18 protein-coding genes are annotated in these 21,350 nt (G+C 72.1%); 8 read left to right on the forward strand and 10 right to left on the reverse strand.

Annotated features, from left to right (window positions below; all coding sequences use genetic code 11):
• Window positions 1-125 precede the first annotated feature (125 nt).
• On the reverse strand, window positions 126-1,448 hold the full coding sequence (locus ABZ354_RS25355; protein WP_358660427.1) for an Nramp family divalent metal transporter: 1,323 nt from the start codon (window positions 1,446-1,448) through the stop codon (window positions 126-128).
• Between the two features lie 315 nt (window positions 1,449-1,763).
• Between ABZ354_RS25355 and ABZ354_RS25360 the strand changes: the two genes are divergently transcribed.
• The gene (locus ABZ354_RS25360) at window positions 1,764-3,131 is read left to right on the forward strand and encodes a M14 family metallopeptidase (RefSeq protein ID WP_358660428.1); all 1,368 of its coding nucleotides are present in this window, start codon (window positions 1,764-1,766) and stop codon (window positions 3,129-3,131) included.
• 74 nt (window positions 3,132-3,205) lie between these two features.
• Here ABZ354_RS25360 and ABZ354_RS25365 read toward each other — a convergent pair whose 3' ends face one another.
• From ABZ354_RS25365 to ABZ354_RS25385, 5 genes are all read right to left on the reverse strand, one after another.
• Window positions 3,206-3,802, reverse strand: coding sequence for a hypothetical protein (locus ABZ354_RS25365; protein WP_358660430.1), 597 nt, complete (start codon window positions 3,800-3,802; stop codon window positions 3,206-3,208).
• A gap of 129 nt (window positions 3,803-3,931) precedes the next feature.
• Window positions 3,932-5,416, reverse strand: coding sequence for a gluconate:H+ symporter (locus tag ABZ354_RS25370; protein ID WP_358660432.1), 1,485 nt, complete (start codon window positions 5,414-5,416; stop codon window positions 3,932-3,934).
• A gap of 136 nt (window positions 5,417-5,552) precedes the next feature.
• A complete protein-coding gene (locus ABZ354_RS25375) occupies window positions 5,553-5,963 on the reverse strand; it encodes a RidA family protein (RefSeq protein WP_358660434.1) in 411 nt (136 codons plus the stop codon).
• On the reverse strand, window positions 5,960-6,733 hold the full coding sequence (locus ABZ354_RS25380; RefSeq protein WP_358660436.1) for an IclR family transcriptional regulator: 774 nt from the start codon (window positions 6,731-6,733) through the stop codon (window positions 5,960-5,962). Before ABZ354_RS25380 ends, ABZ354_RS25375 begins: the two co-directional genes overlap by 4 nt.
• Window positions 6,730-7,791 carry a sugar kinase gene (locus ABZ354_RS25385; RefSeq protein WP_358660466.1) on the reverse strand — a complete coding sequence of 354 codons (1,062 nt, stop codon included), beginning with the start codon at window positions 7,789-7,791 and terminating at the stop codon, window positions 6,730-6,732. Before ABZ354_RS25385 ends, ABZ354_RS25380 begins: the two co-directional genes overlap by 4 nt.
• A 217-nt stretch (window positions 7,792-8,008) precedes the next feature.
• On the opposite strand from ABZ354_RS25385, the gene ABZ354_RS25390 reads away from it, so the two are divergent.
• Both ABZ354_RS25390 and ABZ354_RS25395 read left to right on the forward strand, forming a co-directional pair.
• Window positions 8,009-9,304, forward strand: coding sequence for an amino acid deaminase (locus tag ABZ354_RS25390; RefSeq protein ID WP_358660438.1), 1,296 nt, complete (start codon window positions 8,009-8,011; stop codon window positions 9,302-9,304).
• Between the two features lie 68 nt (window positions 9,305-9,372).
• Window positions 9,373-10,998: a D-aminoacylase gene (locus ABZ354_RS25395; protein WP_358660440.1), complete on the forward strand. Its 1,626-nt coding sequence runs from the start codon at window positions 9,373-9,375 to the stop codon at window positions 10,996-10,998.
• 33 nt (window positions 10,999-11,031) lie between these two features.
• Here the strand turns inward: ABZ354_RS25395 and ABZ354_RS25400 are convergent, their stop codons facing one another.
• Window positions 11,032-11,952, reverse strand: a complete 921-nt coding sequence (locus ABZ354_RS25400; protein ID WP_358660442.1) for a serine protease — start codon at window positions 11,950-11,952, stop codon at window positions 11,032-11,034.
• A 706-nt stretch (window positions 11,953-12,658) separates the two neighbouring features.
• On the opposite strand from ABZ354_RS25400, the gene ABZ354_RS25405 reads away from it, so the two are divergent.
• On the forward strand, window positions 12,659-13,870 hold the full coding sequence (locus ABZ354_RS25405) for a pyridoxal phosphate-dependent aminotransferase (RefSeq protein WP_358660444.1): 1,212 nt from the start codon (window positions 12,659-12,661) through the stop codon (window positions 13,868-13,870).
• Between the two features lie 115 nt (window positions 13,871-13,985).
• A complete protein-coding gene (locus ABZ354_RS25410) occupies window positions 13,986-14,405 on the forward strand; it encodes a hypothetical protein (RefSeq protein WP_358660446.1) in 420 nt (139 codons plus the stop codon).
• A gap of 173 nt (window positions 14,406-14,578) precedes the next feature.
• Here the strand turns inward: ABZ354_RS25410 and ABZ354_RS25415 are convergent, their stop codons facing one another.
• On the reverse strand, window positions 14,579-16,402 hold the full coding sequence (locus ABZ354_RS25415) for a phosphoenolpyruvate carboxykinase (GTP) (RefSeq protein WP_358660448.1): 1,824 nt from the start codon (window positions 16,400-16,402) through the stop codon (window positions 14,579-14,581).
• Window positions 16,403-16,756: 354 nt separating this feature from the next.
• Here ABZ354_RS25415 and ABZ354_RS25420 point away from each other — a divergent pair, with 354 nt between their 5' ends.
• From ABZ354_RS25420 to ABZ354_RS25430, 3 genes are all read left to right on the forward strand, one after another.
• Window positions 16,757-17,470, forward strand: coding sequence for a hemolysin III family protein (locus ABZ354_RS25420; protein WP_358660450.1), 714 nt, complete (start codon window positions 16,757-16,759; stop codon window positions 17,468-17,470).
• A gap of 107 nt (window positions 17,471-17,577) precedes the next feature.
• Window positions 17,578-18,309 carry a Mut7-C RNAse domain-containing protein gene (locus ABZ354_RS25425; protein ID WP_358660468.1) on the forward strand — a complete coding sequence of 244 codons (732 nt, stop codon included), beginning with the start codon at window positions 17,578-17,580 and terminating at the stop codon, window positions 18,307-18,309.
• Window positions 18,306-18,782, forward strand: a complete 477-nt coding sequence (locus tag ABZ354_RS25430; RefSeq protein WP_358660452.1) for a hypothetical protein — start codon at window positions 18,306-18,308, stop codon at window positions 18,780-18,782. The genes ABZ354_RS25425 and ABZ354_RS25430 overlap by 4 nt, the downstream gene beginning before the upstream one ends.
• A 62-nt stretch (window positions 18,783-18,844) precedes the next feature.
• Here ABZ354_RS25430 and ABZ354_RS25435 read toward each other — a convergent pair whose 3' ends face one another.
• Both ABZ354_RS25435 and ABZ354_RS25440 read right to left on the reverse strand, forming a co-directional pair.
• Entirely contained in the window at window positions 18,845-20,872 is a 2,028-nt protein-coding gene (locus ABZ354_RS25435; RefSeq protein WP_358660454.1) for a thioredoxin domain-containing protein, read from the reverse strand.
• Between the two features lie 99 nt (window positions 20,873-20,971).
• Window positions 20,972-21,172 carry an acyl-CoA carboxylase epsilon subunit gene (locus tag ABZ354_RS25440; RefSeq protein WP_358660456.1) on the reverse strand — a complete coding sequence of 67 codons (201 nt, stop codon included), beginning with the start codon at window positions 21,170-21,172 and terminating at the stop codon, window positions 20,972-20,974.
• Window positions 21,173-21,350: the final 178 nt, after the last annotated feature.

The raw sequence follows: 21,350 nt of genomic DNA on the forward strand, positions 1-21,350 counted from the left end.
GGGCAGGGCCCGGTCCTCGCGCACGTTACGCGGGGTCCGGGCCCTGCATCGTCGGGCGGCGGGCGCGCCGCACTCGCGGCCTCATCCTCGGCACCAGGGCCGGGAAGGCCGGCCGCTCCGGAGGACTAGAAGAACTCCGCCCACGGCTGGTCCCAGACCTGCTTCACGCACAGGACGAGGAACAGCAGGCCCGCGATGGCCAGCATGGCGTTGCTGAGCGGGCCGTTGCGCCATGCCCGGGGGGTGCGGGAGGAGTTGAGGAGCCAGATCAGGGTGAGGGCGAGGAAGGGCATGAAGGCCGCTCCCAGGACGCCGTAGATGATGATCAGGCGGAAGGGCTGGCCCTGGAAGAGGAGGACGATCGGGGGGAAGGTCAGCCACAGCAGGTACGCGCGGAACGGCCAGGAGCGCTCCCGGTCGCCCGAGGCGATCTCCTCGCCCTTCACGGCGTCGCGGCCGCAGTAACGCGCCACGAAGTCCGCGAACATCAGGCTCACCCCGTGCCAGACGCCGATCAGTGAGGTGAACGACGTGGCGAAGAAGCCGATCAGGAAGAACTTGGCCGTCGCCGTGCCGTACTCCTGCTCGAGAATGTCGGTGAGCTGTACCAGGCCCTTGTCGCCGCTCGCGATGGAGACGTGGGCGGCGTGCAGGAGTTCCGCGCCCACGAAGAGCATCGACACGACGAAGATGCCCGTCGTCACGTACGCCACCCGGTTGTCCAGGCGCATGACCTTCATCCAGCCGCTGTCCGTCCAGCCCTTGGCGTTGACCCAGTAGCCGTACGCGGCGAGCGTGATCGTGCCGCCGACGCCGCCGATCAGGCCGAGGGTGTTGAGGATCGAGTCCTTCTCGTCGGGGAGGACCGGCAGCAGGCCCGCGAAGGCGTCGCCCAGGTTCGGGGTCACGCGGATCGCCAGGTACACCGTCACCACGAACATGACGCCCACCAGCACCGTCATGACCTTCTCGAAGACGGCGTACTTGTTGAACCAGACGAAGACCAGGCCCACCAGGCCGCAGGCCACGCCCCACCATTTCAGGTCCATCACGTCGGGGAAGAGGGCCTGCAGGGGCAAGGCGCTGGACGACATCGCCGCCGCGCCGTAGACGAAGCCCCAGATCACGACGTAGACGACGAAGAAGTACGTGGTCCAGCGGCCCAGGCCGGCCCAGCCGTCGAAGAGGGTGCGGCCGGTGGACAGGTGCCAGCGGCCCGCCGCCTCCGCGAGGGAGATCTTGACGAGGCAGCCCAGGACCGCGGCCCACAGGAGCGTGTAGCCGAAGTTGCTGCCCGCGATGAGGGTGGCGACCAGGTCGCCCGCGCCGACACCGGTCGCCGCCACGACGATGCCGGGGCCGATGTACCGCCAACTGGACGTGCGGGGGCCGGGGTCCGGTTCGCCGCCGGCCGCGGCCTTGCTGGTGTTTGCCGTGGATTCCGCCATGCACGTCAAGAAAGCCCATCGGTGCCGGGGGGACAAGGGGGCCGGCCGGGATTTTCACGTGATGCCCGTGGGCCGGGCCCGGGGGCTCGACGGAGCCCCGCACGGCACACCCGCGCGTGCCTTTCGCCCCGCGCGGCCGGTTTGCGGTTGCTTCCCGCTGTCCGCCCCGCCTCTCTATTGACCTGCGCATGCCACGCCTGAACGATGAGCGGGAGCCCGCACACCGGGCGTATCACCCGCACGTCGCTGAACCACCCCCCTGCTCCACTCCCCCACATCCGGTGACCCCGGAACCCGGAGAACCAAGGAGACTTCATGCGACTCCGCCTTCGAGGCGCAGGCATCCGCGGCGGCAGACGTACCGCCGCGCTCGCCGGCCTCCTCGCCCTCGCCCTCGCCGCGCCCCTCTCGGCGACGGCGTCCGACGCCAGTGCCGACAGCGCCGCCCGGGCCCACGCGGGCGCCGCGTCGGCCGACGACGTCCGCCAGTACGAGATCCACGTCCCCCACAGCACCCCGGCCGTGCGGACCGCCATCGCCGCCGCGGGCGTCACCGTGGACGAGGCCGACGAGGAGACCGTCGTCGTCTCCGGACGCGCCGCCCAGATCGGCACACTGCGCCGGCAGGGCTACGAGGTCCAGCCGCTCGGCGACGCCCCCGGCCGCTCCCCGGCGGCGGACGACGTACGGCTCTACGACTTCCCGTCCGCCGACTCGCGCTACCACAACTACGCCGAGATGAACGCGGAGATCGACCAGCGGCTCGCGGCGTACCCGAACATCATGAGCAAGCGCGTCATCGGCAGGTCGTACCAGGGCCGGGACATCGTCGCCGTCAAGATCAGCGACAACGTGGCGGCCGACGAGAGCGAGCCGGAGGTGCTGTTCACGCACCACCAGCACGCCCGCGAGCACCTCACCGTCGAGATGGCGCTGTACCTGATCCGCGAGCTGGGCGCCGGCTACGGCAGCGACTCGCGCGTCACGAACATGGTGAACAACCGGGAGATCTGGATCGTCCCGGACCTCAACCCGGACGGCGGCGAGTACGACATCGCGTCCGGCTCGTACCGCTCGTGGCGCAAGAACCGCCAGCCCAACTCCGGTTCCTCGTACGTCGGTACGGACCTGAACCGGAACTGGGACTACCACTGGGGCTGCTGCGGCGGTTCCTCGGGCTCGGCGTCCTCCGAGACGTACCGCGGTGCGGCGGGCGAGTCGGCGCCCGAGGTGAAGGTGGTCGCCGACTTCGTGCGCAGCCGGGTCGTCGGCGGCGAGCAGCAGATCACGGCGGGGATCGACTTCCACACCTACAGCGAACTGGTGCTGTGGCCCTTCGGCTACACGTACTCCGACACGACGACCGGCATGACGGCGGACGACCGCAACGCCTTCGCGACCGTCGGGCGCGCGATGGGCGCCAGCAACGGTTACACGGCCGAGCAGTCCAGCGACCTGTACATCACCGACGGGTCGATCGACGACTGGCTGTGGGGCACTCAGAAGGTCTTCGCGTACACCTTCGAGATGTATCCGTCGTCGAGCTCCGGGGGCGGCTTCTACCCGCCCGACGAGGTGATCGAGCGGGAGACCTCGCGCAACCGCGACGCGGTGCTGCAACTGCTGGAGAACGCGGACTGCATGTACCGGTCGATCGGCAAGGCCGCGCAGTACTGCGGTTGAGCCCCGCCGACCGGGTGACCGGGGGCGGGCGGTGTGACGGCCGAGCCGCCCGCCGCCCGTACCGCCCGGCCTCGCTACGCGTCCCCGGCGTCCTCGGTGTCCGGCCCGGCCGCACCGTCCGCCTCGGCCTCGGCGTCCTCGAAGTACGCGTCCAGGACCTCGTCCAGCCGGGTGTCCCATTCCTGGTGCTGCGACCTGGACCCGGCCACGATCTCGATGGGGTACCAGCGGCGGTCCGGGGTGTGGACCGTGACCGTGTACCGCTTGCCGAAGCGCGGGGACTCCGTCTCCACGGCGCCGATCTCGTCCCACCGGAACTCGCACTCCTGGTCGTCCAGACGCAGGCGTACGCCCCGGTGGTCGGCGACGATCCTCGCGCGGAAGTCGGACGCCTCGAAGACGGGACCGTCGGGGCCGGGGCCGGCCTCCTCCTCGGAGGGGGCCGGCCCCTCCGCTTCGGGCGCGGCGGTCTCCGGCTCCTCGCTCTGCTCCGGCCCGGCCGCGTCCGGCGCGGCCGAATCCTCCGGCCCGGTGGCGTCGGCCGCGTCGTCGTCCGCCTTCTTCGGCGTGGCTTCCGCGCCGGACGCGGGTGCGGTGAGCCCGGGGATGAAAGCCGGGTCGAATCCGGCGCCCGTCAAGGGCTGGCTGCTCGAACCTGTGCGCTGCTCCACAGCGGAGCAGTATGGTCGACAAACCCGTGCCGGGCACAGTCGGCCCCGGCTTCAGGCCCTACTTCGTTATCAGACGCCTACACGAACGCCCCACTCGCGGGAGCGCCCGGCGCCGGGTGAACGCTCGCGTCAGACGAAGACGCTGAGCACCGCCGCCATCGCGAAGCCCGCCACCGACAGCACGCTCTCCAGGACCGTCCACGTCCTGAGGGTGTCGCGTTCGCTGATGCCGAAGTACTTGGCGACCATCCAGAAGCCGCCGTCGTTGACGTGCGAGGCGAAGATGGAGCCGGCGGAGATCGCCATGATGACCAGGGCCACGAACGCCTGCGAGTGGTCGCCCTCGGCGAGCAGCGGTGCCACGATGCCGGCCGTCGTGACGATCGCGACCGTCGCCGAGCCCTGCGCGACGCGCAGCACCAGGGAGATCAGGTACGAGAGGACGATCACCGGCAGGCCGACGCCGTTGAACGTGTCCGACAGGGCCTGGGCCACGCCGCTCGCCTTGAGCACCGCGCCGAAGACGCCGCCCGCGCCGACCACCAGCAGGATGTTGCCGACCGGCTTCAGTGACGCGGTGGAGACGGTCTCCAGGGACTTGCGGGACCAGCCGCGCCGGATGCCGAGCAGGTAGTAGGCGAGGAGGAGAGCGATGGTCAGGGCCACGAACGGGTGGCCGAAGAACTCCACGACCGAGCGCGGGGTCGAGGGGTCGAGGGCGATCGAGGAGAACGTCGCGGCGAGGATGAGGATCAGCGGCGTACCGATGATGCCGAGGACCGTGCCGAGCGCGACCGGCTCCTCGCGCGGCGCCGTCCCGGCCTCCCGCTGCTCGGTGACGACGGCCTGCCTGGCCTCCGCGGCGGCCTCCACCATGTCCTGCGGCACGGCGACGAAGATGCGGCGGCCGATCCAGGCGGCGAAGACCCACGCGGCGAGCACGGCGGGGATGCCGCAGACGGCGCCCATGAGGATGACCCAGCCGAGGTCGACGTGGAGCAGTCCGGCGGCGGCGACCGGGCCGGGGTGCGGCGGAAGGAAGGCGTGCGTCATGGACAGGCCGGCGAGCAGCGGCAGGCAGTAGAGCAGGACCGACCTGCCGGAGCGTTTGGCAGCCGCGTAGACGATGGGCGCGAGGACGAAGATGCCCACGTCGAAGAAGACCGGTATGCCGAAGATGATGCCGGTCAGGCCCATGGCCAGGGGTGCTCGTCGCTCGCCGAACAGGCCCAGCAGCCGGCTCGCCAGCACCTCCGCGCCGCCGCTGACCTCGAGGATCGCGCCGAGCATGGTGCCCAGGCCGATGATGATCGCGACGTGGCCGAGAATGCCGCCCATGCCGGACTCGATGGTGGAGACGGCGTCGGACTTCTGGACGGTGCCGAAGAGTTCGGTGACCGACAGGCCGGCCAGCAGGCCGACGGTGATGGACACCGCGAGCAGCGCCACGAACGGTTGCAGCCGCGCCTTGATGATCAGGAACAGCAGCAGCGCTATGCCTGTCGCGGCGACCGTCAGCAGGCCCGCCGTGCCGTCTATCAGCGTGAGAAGGCCGCCTGTGTGGGGTGGGGTCCCAGGTGCGGGAGCGGCGAGGGGGACGGTGGGGAAGGTCATGGGGGGCCTCTGGGTAAGTGGGCGGGAAGGGTGGCGTGCATGGGTCTTCCGGGCAGGGGAGAGCGCGGCACGGCGGCCTGGGTCGGTGGCGCCGCCGTGCCGGTTCGGACCGGTGTGGCAGGGGGCGGGCGGTGGGTCAGCCGAGGACGGCCAGCGCGTCGATCTCGATGAGGAGTCCCGCGGGCAGGCCGACGTAGACCGTGGTGCACGCGGCGGGCGGGCCGGTCAGGCCCTGCTCCTCGAAGTAGGCGTTGTAGAGGTCGTTCATCTCCGCGAAGTGGGCGGTGTCCGTGAGGTAGACGCGCAACATCATCACGTCGTCCCAGGTCGCGCCGCCCTCTTCGAGGATCGCCCTGACGTTGGCGAGGGTCTGGAGGGTCTGCTCGCGCAGGGAGGGGCCGGCCGGTTTGGGCGGCCTGCCCTCCTCGGCCGGCAGGAAACCGACCTGCCCGGCGACCTGCAGGATGTTGCCCTTCCTCACGCCGTGCGAGAACTTCGCGGGCGGCGCGGTGTGGGTCTTCGGGGTGAGGGCGGTCTTCTCGGTCATGAGGTGACTTCCGTGACGTCTTTGACGGGGGTCCTGCCGGAGTACTCGCCGCTGACGGCGTCCGCCGTACGGCGCACCAGCGGGAGCAGGGTGAGGAGTTCACCGGCGGTGACGACGACGTTCGGCGCGGAGACCGACATCGCGGCGACCACCCGGCCGTCGGCGCCGCGGACGGGCGCGGCGACGCAGTTGATGGACTCCTCGTGGCCGCCGAGGTCGGTGGCCCAGCCCTGTTCGCGCACCGTGGCCAGTTCCTTCAGGAAGGCGTCGGCGTGCGGTGTCGAACGGGGCGTGTACATGGGGTAGTCGAGCTTGTCCGCGACGGCGCGGCGCTCGGCCTCGGGCAGGTCGGCGAGCAGCAGTTTCGCCACGGCCGCGACGGTGATGGCGACGGGCTTGCCGATGCGGGAGTACATCCGCACCGGGTAGCGGCTTTCGACCTTGTCGATGTAGAGGACCTCGTTCTCCTCGTACACGGCGAGGTGCACGGTGTGCCCGCAGGTCTCGTTGAGGCGTACGAGGTGGGGGTGGGCGATCTCGCGGACGTCGAGGTTCTCCATCGCCTCCTGGGCGAGCGCGATGAGGCGGGCACCGAGGCGGTAGCGCTGGTCGGACTGGCGGTAGACGAAGCCGTGTTCGTGCAGCGTGCGCAGCAGGCGCAGGGCCGTGGACTTGTGCACGCCGAGCCGTTCGGCGACCTGCCCGAGATCGGCGGGGCCCTCGGCGAGCAGCGGCAGGATGCTGAGCGCGCGGTCGACGGTCTGGCTCATGGCGTGCGTACCTCCTCCTCGGCCCCCTCCGCGGTGTCGGTCCAGCCGGGGCCGAGTCGCAGTCTCCCCCACGCGGTGTCGTCGAGGGCGGCGAGGCGGTCGGCGTGGGCGCGGGCGGGGGGCGGGGCGAGGTCGCCGGGGGCGGTGAGGGCCGCGGCGGCCATGAGGTGGCCGTGGCGCAGCCGCTGCCGCAGGGGCAGGCCGCGCAGGGTGGCGGAGAGGAAACCGGCGGCGAAGGCGTCGCCCGCGCCGGGGGCGGAGGTGACGGTGACGCGGGGCGCGGGTTCGGTGAGGGAGAGTGAACCGGCGGGTGGGCGGGGGCCGGCGGGGGGCGAGGGGGGTGTCGTGCGGAACGCGGTGGCGCCGTGTCCGCCCTGTTTCACCACCAGCAGGTCCGGCTCGGGCAGGGCCTCGCGGATCGCGGCCGGGCCGCCGGTGATGCCCCAGGCCTGCTCCGCCTCGTCCTCGCCGACGAAGACGAGGCCGGCCCTGCGGGCGAGGGTCAGCAGGACCCGTGCCCCTGACGGGTCGGCACGCCACAGGCCCGGGCGGTGGTTCACGTCGAAGGAGACGAGCGGGCGGGGGCCGCCGGGGGCGGGGGCCGTCAGTTCGTGGAGGAGGGCGAGGCAGTCGGCGGAGAGCGCGGCGGTGATGCCGGTCAGGTGCAGGACGCGGGCGGCGCGGCACGCGGCCAGGTCGGTGTTGGTCACGCTCATCGCGGAGGCCGCGGAGCCCGCCCGGTAGTACGCCACCTCGTGGTCGTCGCCGGCGCGGTCCCCGGCCGTGCGGAAGTACACGCCGGTGGGACGGCCGGGGTCGCGGCGTACGGCCGTCACGTCGACGCCGTACGCGCCGATCGCGCGGACCAGATGGTCGCCGAAGCCGTCCGCGCCGACCCGGCCGACCCAGCGGGTGGTGTGCCCGGCGGCGGCCAGCACGCACGCCACGTTCGACTCGGCGCCGCCGATGGTCCGCTCGAAGGAGGGAACGTCGGCGAGACGGCCCGGCCGGGAGGGCAGAAACGTGACCATGGACTCGCCGAGCGCGACGACGTCCACGACACCGGGGGCGGTGCCGGGCGCGGTGCCGGGGGTACCGGTTCCGGCGGGGGATCCGGCGGACGCTCCGGTGGGGGTCACGATGGTCGTAGCTCCTTCACGGCCGGGCGGGAAACTGTGTCGTTGACCCCGCGTGGCCGAGATGTTAGACAGCGGTGAGCGAAATACGCAATGGGTGTTGCAGAGTATGCAACTCGCCTGATCAGGGAGGCACGTCATGAGCAGCGAAGCTCTCGGTCGTCTGGCCGAGGACCTCGTCGACCACCGGTTCAAGGGCCTCCCGCCCGACGCGGACGGCCTGACCGTCGCCGAGCTGGCCGCTCAGCGCCGCAACCTGTTCACCGGCGGCTTCACCACACCGGTCCTGGTCCTGTCCGCCGAGCGCCTGGAGCACAATCTCGCGCTCATGGAGACGTACGCGGCCCGGCACGGCCTCACCTTCGCCCCGCACGGCAAGACCTCCATGGCGCCGCAGCTGTTCCGACGGCAGATCGAGCGCGGGGCGTGGGGCATCACGCTCGCGGTGCCCCATCAGGTGCGGGTGGCACGGGCGTTCGGCGTGCAGCGGATCTTCCTCGCCAACGAGCTGGTCGACGCCGCCGCCCTGCGCTGGATCGCGGGCGAGATGGCAGCCGACCCGGCCTTCCGGTTCGTCTGCTACGTCGACTCGGTGCGCGGCGTGGAGCTGATGGACGCGGCGCTGCGGGACGCGTCCCGCCCGGTGGACGCGGCACCGGGCGCGGCCCGCCCGGTGGACGTCGTCGTGGAGCTGGCGGGCGGCGACGGCGCCCGTACCGGGGTGCGTACGGAGGCGGAGTGCGCGGCGGTCGCGGACGCGGTGGCGGCCGTACCGACACTGCGCCTGGTCGGTGTCGCGGGCTACGAGGGCGAGGTACCGCGGGCCGACCCGGAGCGGGTGCGCGGCTGGCTGCGCCGGCTGGTGGCGCTGGCCGGCGACTTCGACAAGTCGGGGCGTTTCGAGGGGCTGGACGAGATCGTCGTCAGCGCGGGCGGCAGCGCCTGGTTCGACGCGGTGGCCGACGTGTTCGCGGAGATCCCCGCACTGTCCCTGCCCGTCCTGAAGCTGCTGCGCTCGGGCGCGTACGTCTCGCACGACGACGGCCACTACGGCGAGGTCACCCCGTTCAACCGCGTCCCGGAGGAGGGCGCCCTGCGGCCCGCGCTCCGGCTGTGGGCGCAGGTCGTGTCCCGTCCGTCCGCGGAGCAGGCGTTCGCCAACGCGGGCAAGCGGGACGCCGCCTACGACCTCGACATGCCGGTCGTGCAGGTGGTCCGGCGCGACGGCGGGGAACTCCCGGCGACCGGCATCACCGTGACCCGGGTGTCCGACCAGCACGCCTGGGTGCGCACGGAGCCCGGCGCCGACCTGGAGGTGGGCGACTGGCTCGGCATGGGCCTGTCCCACCCGTGCACGTCGTTCGACAAGTGGCAGCTGATCCCGGTGGTGGAGGCGGACGGCACGGTGGCCGACTACGTCCGCACGTTCTTCTGATCCGCCCCTGCTCTTCTGCCGCGTCCGTACGTTCTACTGAGGCTGGGCTGAGACCGAGGAGGCCGGCGATGGAAGACCTCGTGTTCCGGGACGCGGACGTCGTGGACGGCACGGGCGGTCCGTCGTACCGCGCCGATGTCGTCGTGGACGACGGACGCATCGTGTCGATCGTCAAGGAGGCGGCGGCAGCGGGCTGTCAGCGGCCCCGCGCGATGCGGGAGGTGGACGCCGAGGGGCTCGTCCTGGCCCCCGGTTTCATCGACATGCACGCGCACAGCGATCTGGCGCTGCTGCGCGACCCGGACCACAGCGCGAAGGTCGCGCAGGGCGTCACGCTGGAGGTGATCGGCCAGGACGGGCTGTCGTACGCGCCGGTGGACGACCGCACGCTCGGCGAGGTGCGCCGCGCGATCTCCGGCTGGAACGGCCACGGCGACGACGTCGACTTCGACTGGCGGTCGGTGGGCGAGTACCTGGACCGCCTCGACCGGGGCGTCGACGGGCAGGGCATCGCGGTCAACGCGGCGTATCTGGTCCCGCAGGGCACGGTCCGCGCGCTGGCGGTCGGCTGGGAGGACCGGGAGGCGACCGAGGCCGAGCTCGGGCGGATGCGGCAGTTGGTCGCGGAGGGCCTGGAGCAGGGCGCGGTCGGCATGTCGTCGGGGCTGACGTACACGCCGGGCATGTACGCCAGGGACGCGGAACTGACCGGGCTGTGCCGGGTGGTGGCCCGCTACGGCGGCTACTACTGCCCGCACCACCGCAGTTACGGCGCGGGCGCCCTGGAGGCGTACCGGAAGATGGTGACGCTGACGGGCGAGGCGGGCTGCCCGCTGCACCTGGCGCACGCGACGATGAACTTCGGCGTGAACGAGGGCCGGGCGCCCGAACTGCTGGCCCTGCTGGACGAGGCGCTCGCGGCCGGCGCCGACATCACCCTCGACACCTACCCCTACACGCCGGGCTGCACGACCCTGGTGGCGTTGCTGCCGAGCTGGGCGAGCGAGGGCGGACCCGAGCAGATCCTGCGGCGGCTGGCCGACGAGGACGTCGCCGAGCGCATCCGCGGGCACCTGGAGGAGGCCGGCTCGGACGGCTGCCACGGGGTGCCGGTGGAGTGGGGGACGATCGAGATCTCGGGGGTGTCGGACCCGTCCCTGACTCCGTACGTGGGGCACACGGTGGCCGAGTCGGCGGCGGCGCGCGGCGAGACCCCCTGGCGGGTGGCCCGCCGGCTGCTCCTCCGGGACCGTCTCTCCCCCACGATCCTCCAGCACGTCGGCCACGAGGAGAACGTCCGTACGATCATGCGGCACCGCGTCCACACGGGCGGCTCGGACGGCATCCTCCAGGGCGAGAAACCGCACCCGCGGGCGTACGGCACCTTCCCGCACTATCTCGGCCGGTACGTACGGGAGTTGGGGGTGCTGTCGCTGGAGGAGTGCGTGGCGCACCTGACCGGGCGTCCGGCGGCCCGGCTGCGGCTGCCCGACCGGGGTGTGGTCCGCGAGGGCCACCGCGCCGACCTGGTCCTCTTCGACCCGGCGACCGTCGCGGCGGGCGCCACGTTCGAGGAGCCGCGCGCGCTGCCAAGGGGCGTGCCGTACGTGCTGGTCGACGGCCGGTTCGCCGTCGAGGACGGCCGTCGTACGGACGTCCTGGCGGGACGGGCGGTGCGCAGGACCCCGGTGTGAGCCCCGCGGACCGCCCGTTGCCGGACACGACCGTTACGGCTTGGGCAGCACGCACCCGGAGGCGGAGAGCTCGAGCTTGTTGTCGACCCCGAAGCAGTCGGGGATCTGGTAGGTCTCCTGGGCGTAGTTGATGCCCTGGCGGACCGTCACGTTGCCGGACTCGTCCACCTCGCACGGGTTGTTCAGTGTGCAGCGCTCGCCGCTCTCGTTACCGGTGTTGTTGACGGCGACCACCTTGCCGGTGGCGTTGTCCACGACGGGCGAGCCCGAGGTGCCGCCGATGGTGTTGCAGGCGGAGGTGTATCGGACCGAGTCCTTCCAGGTCCAGTCGCCCTCCTTCAGCCGGTAGGCGAAGCCGTCGATGTTGCAGCTGTAGATCCGCGTCCAGTATCCGGAGACGACGCTGATGGCGCTCCCGGCGGTGGGACGGGTGTCGTTCAGGGTCAGCGGGCTGATCCCGGTCGCGGCCTTGATCTGCCCGTAGGTCTGGGTGAGCCGGTACAGGGAGACGTCCGTGTCGGTCATCGTCCCGTAGACCAGCCGGGCGGCGCGCAGGGTGGCGACACGGCTGCCGCCGGAGTTGAGCAGCCCGAAGGAGCGGCTGGACGGCTGGTCGACGAGGACGTCGCCGGGGCCCGGGAAGCCGGACTCCAGGCAGTGGCCGTTGCTCATGACGAGCGCCGGGTCGTCGTCCTGCGAGTCGGGCATGCGGATCAGGGAGCCGGAGCAGTTGCTGAGCGACACGCTCCCGGCGAAGCTGACGGCCTGAGTGCCCGGCGCCGGGGGCTTCTTGGGCAGTGCCCTGCCGAGGTCCGCGGTGACCTGGTTGACGCCCGCCGTGACCGTGCGGACGTCCGCGACCGGCTTGCCCGCGTCCTCGGCCGCCATCGCGGGTACGGCGCCGGCACCCGCTGTCGCCAGCGTGAGACACGCGGCGACGAGAGGTTTTCTCATGTGGGGGTCCTCTCCACGACTGGGGCGGCCGGATATCTTCCAGCCGCCCGTCAATCTCTGCCATGCACATGTATGTCATGCGCATTGTGAGAGGAGAGGAAACGGGGGATCAAGGGCTGCTTCAGCCCTGTTTCATCCCCGCCCCGACCCGGCACCGGCCCCACACCGGCTCTCCACCGGCTCCACCCGGGTCCGCGCCGGCCGCCGCGCACGCCCCGCGCGGACCCTGCGCGGTGCATCCGCACCGTGCGGCCCCGTTGGCGCCGCGGCCGCCCGGACACCGCCGCGCATCACCCGACTCGGGCCCCACGCGGCCCCTGCGCGGTGCAGCTCTGCCCTCTCCTCCGCGTACGGCGGCGGCTGCCGCGCCGCCGGAGGAGTTCCGCCCGCCGCGGGCCGTCGCCGGATCGGCGTACTCCTCGCGGGCGAGTGGCCGTGCGGCCGTCGGGACGTACACGTTCGGGGGACGCGGCGGCGCACCGCCCGCCGGGTGGGCGTCACGGACTCCCGGCGCGCCGGGCCCGCGGGTGGCCGATTCCGCACCGTGCGGCCCCCGTTGGCGCCGCGGCGGCCCGGACACCGCCGCGCATTGTACGGAGAGGAGGGGCCGGTGGAGCCATGGCTGCCGATAATCACCCAAACCGCCGCGTCTCACGTGGCGGAAAACACGGCACGGCCGGGCTTTCCGGGCCGTAAGCTCCCAGACATGCAGGTGATCCAGTCGACCAAGCTCGCCAACGTCTGTTACGAGATCCGGGGCCCGGTGCTCGAGGAGGCGATGCGGCTGGAAGCTGCCGGTCACCGCATCCTCAAGCTCAACACGGGCAACCCGGCCGCGTTCGGCTTCGAGTGCCCGCCCGAGATCCTGGAGGACATCCTCCGCAACGTGTCGTCGGCGCACGGCTACGGCGACGCGAAGGGTCTGCTCGCCGCGCGCCGGGCCGTCGTCATGCACAACCAGACCCTCGGCATCGAGACGGACGTCGAGCACGTCTTCGTCGGCAACGGCGTCTCCGAGCTGATCGTCATGGCGATGCAGGGCCTGCTGGACGACGGCGACGAGGTACTGGTCCCGGCCCCCGACTACCCGCTGTGGACGGCGGCCGTCTCGCTCTCCGGCGGCACGGCGGTGCACTACCGCTGTGACGAGCAGTCCGACTGGATGCCCGACCTCGCGGACGTGGAGCGGAAGATCACCGACCGCACCAGGGCACTCGTCGTCATCAACCCGAACAACCCGACGGGCGCGGTGTACGACGAGGCGATGCTCAAAGGCCTCACCGACATCGCCCGCCGCCACAACCTGCTGGTCTGCTCCGACGAGATATACGACAAGATCCTCTACGACGGCGCCACGCACACCCCGACCGCGAAGATCGCCCCCGACCTGCTGACCCTCACCTTCAACGGCATGTCCAAGGCCTACCGGGTGGCCGGATACCGCGTCGGCTGGATGGCGATCTCCGGTCCGCGCGCGCACGCCGACTCCTACATCGAGGGCCTGACGATCCTCGCGAACATGCGCCTGTGCGCCAACATGCCGGGCCAGCACGGCGTGGTCGCCGCGCTCGGCGGACGCCAGACGATCAACGACCTGGTACTGCCGGGCGGACGCCTGAAGGAGCAGCTGGACGTCGCGTACGAGCTGCTGACGCAGATCCCGGGCGTGACGTGCGTACGGCCGAAGGGTGCGCTGTATCTCTTCCCGCGCCTCGATCCCAAGGTGTTCAAGATCAAGGACGACCGGCGGATGGTCCTGGAGCTGCTGCGCCGCGAGAAGATCATGGTCGTGCAGGGCACCGGCTTCAACTGGCCCGAGCCGGACCACTTCCGGGTCGTGACCCTGCCGTCGGTGACCGACCTGCGGGACGCGATGGGCCGGATCGGCCGCTTCCTGGACGGCTACGGCCAGCCCTGACCCGTACGGCGGCCACGGACCCGCGCGCACACCGTCACCACGGAACCAGGCCCGGCACAACTTTAGACGAAATCCAAGCTAGGATGGTTTCCTGTTGAGTTCAGGAGGCCGTCCCATGTACGAACCGATCCGCGCCAAGTCGGTCCACAGCACGACGGCCGGCCCCACCGACTTCCCCCACCGGTCCCGTGAGGAGGAGCTGGACATCCAGCTCGCGGGCCACCTCGCCGCACTGCTCTCCGTCACGGACGAGCTGCGTGCCCTGACCCCGTCCCCCGGCCTGGACACCGCGTCGGAACGGCTCGCCGAGCAGGTGACCCGGCTGCGCGCGGGCCGTACGCCCGCCCGCGTCCCGGCGGCCGACGCCGCGCCCGACGCCCGGACCGACGCCCTGCACCGACGGGCGCACACCCTGGCGGGCCGTGCCCTCGTGGTCGCCGCGTCCCGCGCCGACACCGCGGCGGCCATCCTCTCCGCGGAACGCATGGACGCCCACGCTGCGGCCCTGGCAGGGCGCGAACTCACGCCCCGCTGAGCCCCGGCCCGCCCCGCTCCGCGGGCATCCGGTACCCGTGACGAACGACAGCACGGCCCCGCACGCCGTTGTGCGGGGCCTCGGTTCGTGACATGTGCCGCCACCGCGGCCGACCCGTGACGATCACTGGTCAGGGCTCCCATCGGGGCCGGCCGCGGGGGTTCTTGGGGGGATCAGCCCAGGCGCTGGACCAGCGCGCGGTACTCGTCCCAGAGTTCCCTCGGCGTGTGGTCGCCGAAGGTGTTGAGGTGCTCGGGAATCAGCGCCGCCTCCTCCCGCCACACCTCCTTGTCGACATTGAGCAGGACGTCGAGGTCCTCGTCGGCCAGGGCGAGGCCGTCCGTGTCCAGGGAGCCCTTGGCCGGCAGCACGCCGATCGGGGTCTGCACTCCCTCCGCGCCGCCCTCCAGGCGCTCCACGATCCACTTCAGGACGCGGCCGTTCTCCCCGAAGCCGGGCCAGACGAACCGGCCCGCGTCGTCCTTGCGGAACCAGTTGACGTAGTAGATCTTCGGCAGCGTGGACTGGTCCCTGCCCTTGGCGACGTCGACCCAGTGGCCCATGTAGTCGCCCATGTTGTAGCCGCAGAACGGCAGCATCGCGAACGGGTCGCGGCGCAGCTCGCCGACCTTCCCCTCGGCGGCGGCGGTCTTCTCGCTGGCCACGTTGGCGCCGAGGAAGACGCCGTGGTTCCAGTCGAAGGACTCCGTCACGAGCGGTACGGCGGTGGCGCGCCGTCCGCCGAAGAGGATCGCGGAGATCGGCACGCCCCTGGGGTCCTCCCACTCGGGCGCGATGATCGGGCACTGCGAGGCCGGGACGGTGAAGCGGGCGTTGGGGTGCGCGGCCGTGGTGGTGGACTCGGGCGTCCAGTCGTTGCCCTTCCAGTCCGTGAGGTGGGCCGGCGTCTCCTCGGTCATGCCCTCCCACCACACGTCGCCGTCGTCGGTGAGGGCGACGTTGGTGAAGACGGCGTTGCCCCACAGCGTCTTCATCGCGTTGGCGTTGGTGTGCTCACCCGTGCCGGGCGCGACGCCGAAGAAGCCGGCCTCGGGGTTGATGGCGTAGAGGCGGCCGTCCTCGCCGAAGCGCATCCAGGCGATGTCGTCGCCGATCGTCTCGACCGTCCAGCCGGGGATCGTGGGCTCCAGCATGGCGAGGTTGGTCTTGCCGCAGGCGCTCGGGAAGGCGGCGGCCACGTACCGGGACTCGCCGCGCGGCGGGGTCAGCTTCAGGATGAGCATGTGCTCGGCGAGCCAGCCCTCGTCGCGGGCCATGACGGAGGCGATGCGCAGGGCGTAGCACTTCTTGCCGAGCAGGGCGTTGCCGCCGTAGCCGGAGCCGTAGGACCAGATTTCGCGGTCCTCGGGGAAGTGCGAGATGTACTTGGTGCTGTTGCACGGCCAGGGGACGTCCTCCTGGCCCTCGGCCAGCGGGGCGCCGAGGGTGTGCACGGCCTTCACGAAGAAGCCCTCGTCGCCCAGCTCGTCCAGGACCGGCTGCCCCATCCGGGTCATCGTGCGCATGGAGACGGCGACGTACGCCGAGTCGGTGATCTCGACGCCGGTCGCGGACAGCGGCGAGCCGAGCGGGCCCATGCAGAAGGGCACGACGTACATGGTCCGGCCGCGCATCGAGCCGCGGAACAGGCCCTTGTCCCCGGTGAAGATCTCCCGCATCTCGGCGGGGGCCTTCCAGTGGTTGGTGGGGCCGGCGTCCTCCTCCTTCTCGGAGCAGATGAAGGTGCGGTCCTCGACGCGGGCGACGTCGGTGGGGTCGGACGCGGCGTAGTAGGAGTTCGGGCGCTTGACCGGGTCGAGTTTCTTGAAGGTGCCCTTCTCGACGAGCTCCCCGCACAGTCGCTCGTACTCGGCCTCCGAGCCGTCGCACCAGACCACGGAGTCCGGCTGCGTCAGTTCGGCGATCTCGGCGACCCACGAGATCAGTTCCTGGTGGTGGGTGGGGACCACGGAGGGAGCCGCGATGTCGCGCGCCACGATTGCTCCTAAAAGAGGGATTTTGGGTTGGAGGCCCCGTGGGGGCTGCGACCCGGATGCTTCACGGTACGAGCCCTGGCGCTCATCCGGTGCCGACCGCACTCATTTGATCATCCGATGGCGGCGCCCATATGTCCAGAGGGACTCACAGGTGAGCGGAGTGAGCATCGCCACTCCCGTAACCGCTCTCCGGACGTCACCGCCGCGTCACCCACGGTGCCCTGTCGTGTTCCGTCCCCGGGTATCCCGTGCGGCCCGGGGACGGACGGGTATCCCGTGCGGCCCGGGCCACTCCTCGCCGCCACGGCCCCCGCCGACGGTCGTACCTACGGCTCCGTAGGTACGATGAAGCGCATGACAGCGTCCGCTTCCGACGCGCGCACCGAGTCGTCGCCCGCCGGCCACGGCCCCGTCGCGCTCTCCCTGCCGCATCCCGTCAAGCCCAAGCTCCGGGGCTGGCTGCACCTGGGCATGTTCCCGGCCGCGCTGGTCTCCGGCCTGCTGCTCACCGCGTTCGCCACCACCCCCCGCGCCCGGGTCGCCTGCGCGGTCTACGCCCTGACGGCCTGCCTGCTGTTCGGCGTGAGCGCGCTGTACCACCGGGGCGACTGGAGCCCGCGCATGGACCGCGTCCTGCGCCGCCTCGACCACGCCAACATCTTCCTGATCATCGCGGGCACCTACACCCCCCTGACGATCCTGCTGCTGCCCGGCTCCAAGGGCCGGTGGCTGCTGTGGGGCATCTGGGGCGCCGCCGCGGCGGGCATCCTGTTCCGCGTGTTCTGGGTCGGAGCCCCCCGCTGGCTCTACACCCCGTGCTACATCGCCATGGGCTGGGCGGCCGTCTTCTTCCTGCCGGACTTCATGCGGGCGGGCGGCGTCGCCGTCCTCGTCCTGGTGATCGTCGGCGGCCTCCTCTACAGCGCCGGCGGCGTGATCTACGGCCTCAAGCGCCCCGACCCGTCCCCCCGCTGGTTCGGTTTCCACGAGGTCTTCCACACCCTCACCCTCGCGGCGTTCATCACGCACTACGTGGGGATCTCCCTGGTGGCCTACCAGCACGGGTGACCGCAGGGGCGGACGGCGGACTGCCCGGCCGGGCGCGTGTCCGTGCGCAGCACGGGCCGTGCGCCCGGCCGCCGTGTCATCCTGACCGGGTGAACCGCCCAGACCGGGTGAACCGCCCGGAGATCCACGTCGAATTCGCCCCCGAGCTGCACGTGTTCGTGCCGGGCGAGCGCCGTGCCGGAGCCACCGCGCTGCGCACCGACGGCGCCTCCAGCCTCGGCCACGTCGTCGAGTCGCTCGGCGTCCCGCTGACCGAGGTCGGCGCCCTCGCGGTCGACGGCCGCGAGGTGCCGACGGCACACGTCCCCGCGGCCGGCGAGTCGGTGACCGTCCGGCCCGTGCGGCGCCCGCAGCAGGTCCCGGGCGCCCCGCTGCGGTTCCTCCTCGACGTCCACCTCGGCACCCTGGCCCGCCGGCTGCGGCTGCTCGGCGTCGACACGGCGTACGAGTCGACGGACATCGGCGACCCGGCGCTCGCCGCGCTCTCCGCGGCCGAGCGGCGCGTGATGCTCAGCCGCGACCGGGGACTGCTGCGCCGCCGGGAACTGTGGGCCGGCGCCTTCGTCTACAGCACCCGTCCCGAGGACCAGCTCACGGACATCCTGGACCGCTTCCGGCCGGACCTCGCGCCCTGGACGCGCTGCACCGCCTGCAACGGCCTGCTGCGCCGGGCCACCAGGGACGAGGTCGCGGACCAGCTCAAGGGCGGCACGCAGCGGTCGTACGACGTGTTCGCGCAGTGCCGGGACTGCGGGCGCGCCTACTGGAAGGGCGCGCACCACGAGCAGTTGGAGGCCATCGTGGAGCGTGCCGTGAGCGGCCGTACCCAGGGCGGTTGAGCAGCCGGGCCGACGCCCCGGCCGCCGTCGGCGCGCTGCCATGGACAGCATGGACACCACCACGGCTCGTGCCGCCGGCCCCCGCCGCCGACCCTGCCACGGCCCTCGCCCCCGACGCCGCTGCCGGGCCGGAGCCGTCGTCCCGGGGACCGACGGGCCTGGCGGTGACCGGGCTCGTCCTGCCGCTCCCGGTCGTCTTCGTGGCGTGGTCCCCGGTGCTCGCCGGAGAGCGCGGCAGCCGGTGCCCGATGCACGGCGAGGGCTGCTCGCCCGTCCCCGGTGACCTGCTGTGGGCTCTCTTCCACGTCTCTCTCGGCTGCGGTGTCCTCGCGCTGACGTGGCCCCGCACCCGGGGGAAGTCCGCCCGGTGCGGGGTCGTCGCCGTTCGGTGGGGCACGCAGTCGCTGCTCGGCCTGCTGATCCTCACCGGCGCCCGAGATCCCCCTACAGGTTTCGGAATATGCCGAGACTAGGGGGACTTAATCGAACAGTCACTCAACTCGGGCATCCCGCACCCCTCCGTCCGACGTAGCCCTCATCCGCCCAATGCGGTACGCAGCCGCTCCGGGTCGGTCGTCGGGGCGTCGCACGTGAAGTCGCGGCAGACGTACGCCGCCGGCCCGTCGCCGACCAGCGGCCGGTCCCTGAGCAGGGGAAACTCGTCGCTGCCCGGTGTGCCGACGGCGACGACGGCGCCCGGCGCGGCGCCCAGCAGCGCCGTACGGTGCAGGGCGCGGGTGCCGGCGTCGTCCAGAGCCGGTCCCACGACGGCGATCTCGCGCGGCCCGTCGAGCAGGGCCTCCGCGACCGCGAGTCCCCAGCCGATGAAGCGCGGGACGCGCGGGCCGAGCGCCTTCACCACGCCGAGCGCCCGCTCGGCGGCGGTGCGGTGCGGCTCGGAGCCGGTGTGCGCGGCGTAGCTCAGCAGCGCGCCCGCGGCGGCGGTCCAGCCGGACGGGGTCGCGTTGTCCGTCGGGTCCTGCGGCCGCCGGATCAGCCGCTCGGCGTCGGCTGCCGTGTCGTACAGCCCGCCGGACTCTCCGGTGAACCGGGCCAGCACGTGGTCCAGCAGCAACCCGGCGAACTCCAGCCACACGCCCTCGCCCGTGACGGACGCCAGCGCGAGGAAGCCCTCGGCGACATCGGCGTAGTCCTCCAGCACGCCCGCGTTGCCGCCGGCCCGGCCGTCCCTGCTGGTCCGGGTCAGGTGGGCCCGGTCGTCGAGATGCAGCCGGACCAGCAGGTCGGCGGCGGCGACGGCGGCCTCCACCAGGTCGGGCCGGTCGAAGTAGGCGCCGGCCTCGGCGAGCGCGGCGATCGCCAGGCCGTTCCAGGCGGCGACCACCTTGTCGTCCCGGCCGGGGGCGGGCCGCTCGGCACGCGCCGCGAGCAGCCGCGCCCTGATCGACTCGGTGCGGGCGGCGTCGGACACACCCTCCCGCTGCGGGAGTTGCAGCACGGAGGCGCCCTCCTCGAAAGTGCCCTCCACGGTGACCCCGAAGTACTGCGCGGCGAGATCGGCGTCGCCGTCACCGAGGACCTCCCTCAGCTGCGCGGGCGTCCACACGTAGTACGCGCCCTCGACGTGCCGCCCGGTCCCGTCGTCGCTGTCGGCGTCCAGCGCGGAGGCGAACCCGCCCTCGGCGGTGCGCAGTTCCCGCACCATGAAGTCGGCGGTCTCCAGCGCGATCCGGCGGGCCTGCTCGGAGCCGGTGGACCGCCACAGGTGCGCGTACACCCGGCACAGCAGGGCGTTGTCCGAGAGCATCTTCTCGAAGTGCGGGACGACCCACTCGCGGTCCACGGAGTACCGGGCGAAGCCGCCGCCGAGCTGGTCGTAGATCCCGCCGCGTGCCATGCGTTCGCACGTGTCGGCGGCCATCTGCAGGGCGCCCTCGGCACCGGTACGCGCGTGGTGGCGCAGCAGGAACTCCAGCACCATGGACGGCGGGAACTTGGGCGCCCCGCCGAATCCGCCGCGCTGCTGGTCGTACTCCCGGGTCAGTGCGAGCAGCGCCTGCGCGAGGTCCTGCGCGTCGGGCACCCGCGCGTCCCCGTACGACAGCTCCCGCGCGGCCAGGTCCCGCACGATCTTCCCGGCGACCTCGGCCACCTCCTCGCGCCGGTCGGTCCACGCCGCGTGCACGCCCTCCAGCACCTGCCGGAAGGACGGCATGCCGTGCCGGGCCTCGGGCGGGAAGTACGTACCGAAGTAGAACGGCTCCGCGTCCGGCGTCAGGAACAGCGTCATGGGCCAGCCGCCCTGCCCGGTCGCCGCCTGCACGGCCTCCATGTAGACGGCGTCCACGTCGGGACGCTCCTCGCGGTCGACCTTCACGCTGACGAAGTGCGCGTTGAGGTAGCCGGCGGTCTCCTGGTCCTCGAAGGACTCGTGCGCCATGACGTGGCACCAGTGACACGAGGAGTAACCCACGGACAGCAGTACGGGCATGTCGCGCCGCTTCGCCTCCGCGAACGCCTCCTCCCCCCAGGGCCACCAGTCCACCGGATTGGAGGCGTGCTGGAGCAGATAGGGCGACTGCGAGTCGGCCAGTCGATTCATACCGGCATCGTCGCACGACCGCGACCGCCCGGCCCAACCTCGCCAGGCTGGCACTCCTGGTCGTTCCGCTCCGGCCTTCCGGCCGGGCACCGGCCGGGATCAGCCCTGCCAGCTGTGCGGCGCACGGAAGCCCGGGGTGCGTTCCGGGCGGCGCCAGCCGGCCTTGGAGCGGCTGCGCCGGGTCGCGGGCGCGCGGGCCGCGGCGGCGCGGGCCACGAGGATCGCGATGATCGCGGCGAGCCGCTCGGGCTCGGCGTGACCCCTCTCGACACGGAGCAGGTGCTCGGCGGGAGCGCTCATGGCTCTCGGTGCCTTTCTCCTCTTCGGACGGCTGTGAGGTCTTGTCGGTGCCGCGGTGTCGCGGTGTCGCGGTGTCGCGGTGCTACTGGGGTGGGTTGCCGTGTTTGCGGCTGGGCAGGTCGGCGTGTTTGGTCTGGAGCATGGTGAGGGAGCGGATGAGGACTTCGCGGGTTTCGGC

The sequence above is a fragment of the Streptomyces sp. NPDC005925 genome, from assembly GCF_040638805.1.
In the GTDB taxonomy this organism is placed as follows: Bacteria; Actinomycetota; Actinomycetes; order Streptomycetales; family Streptomycetaceae; genus Streptomyces.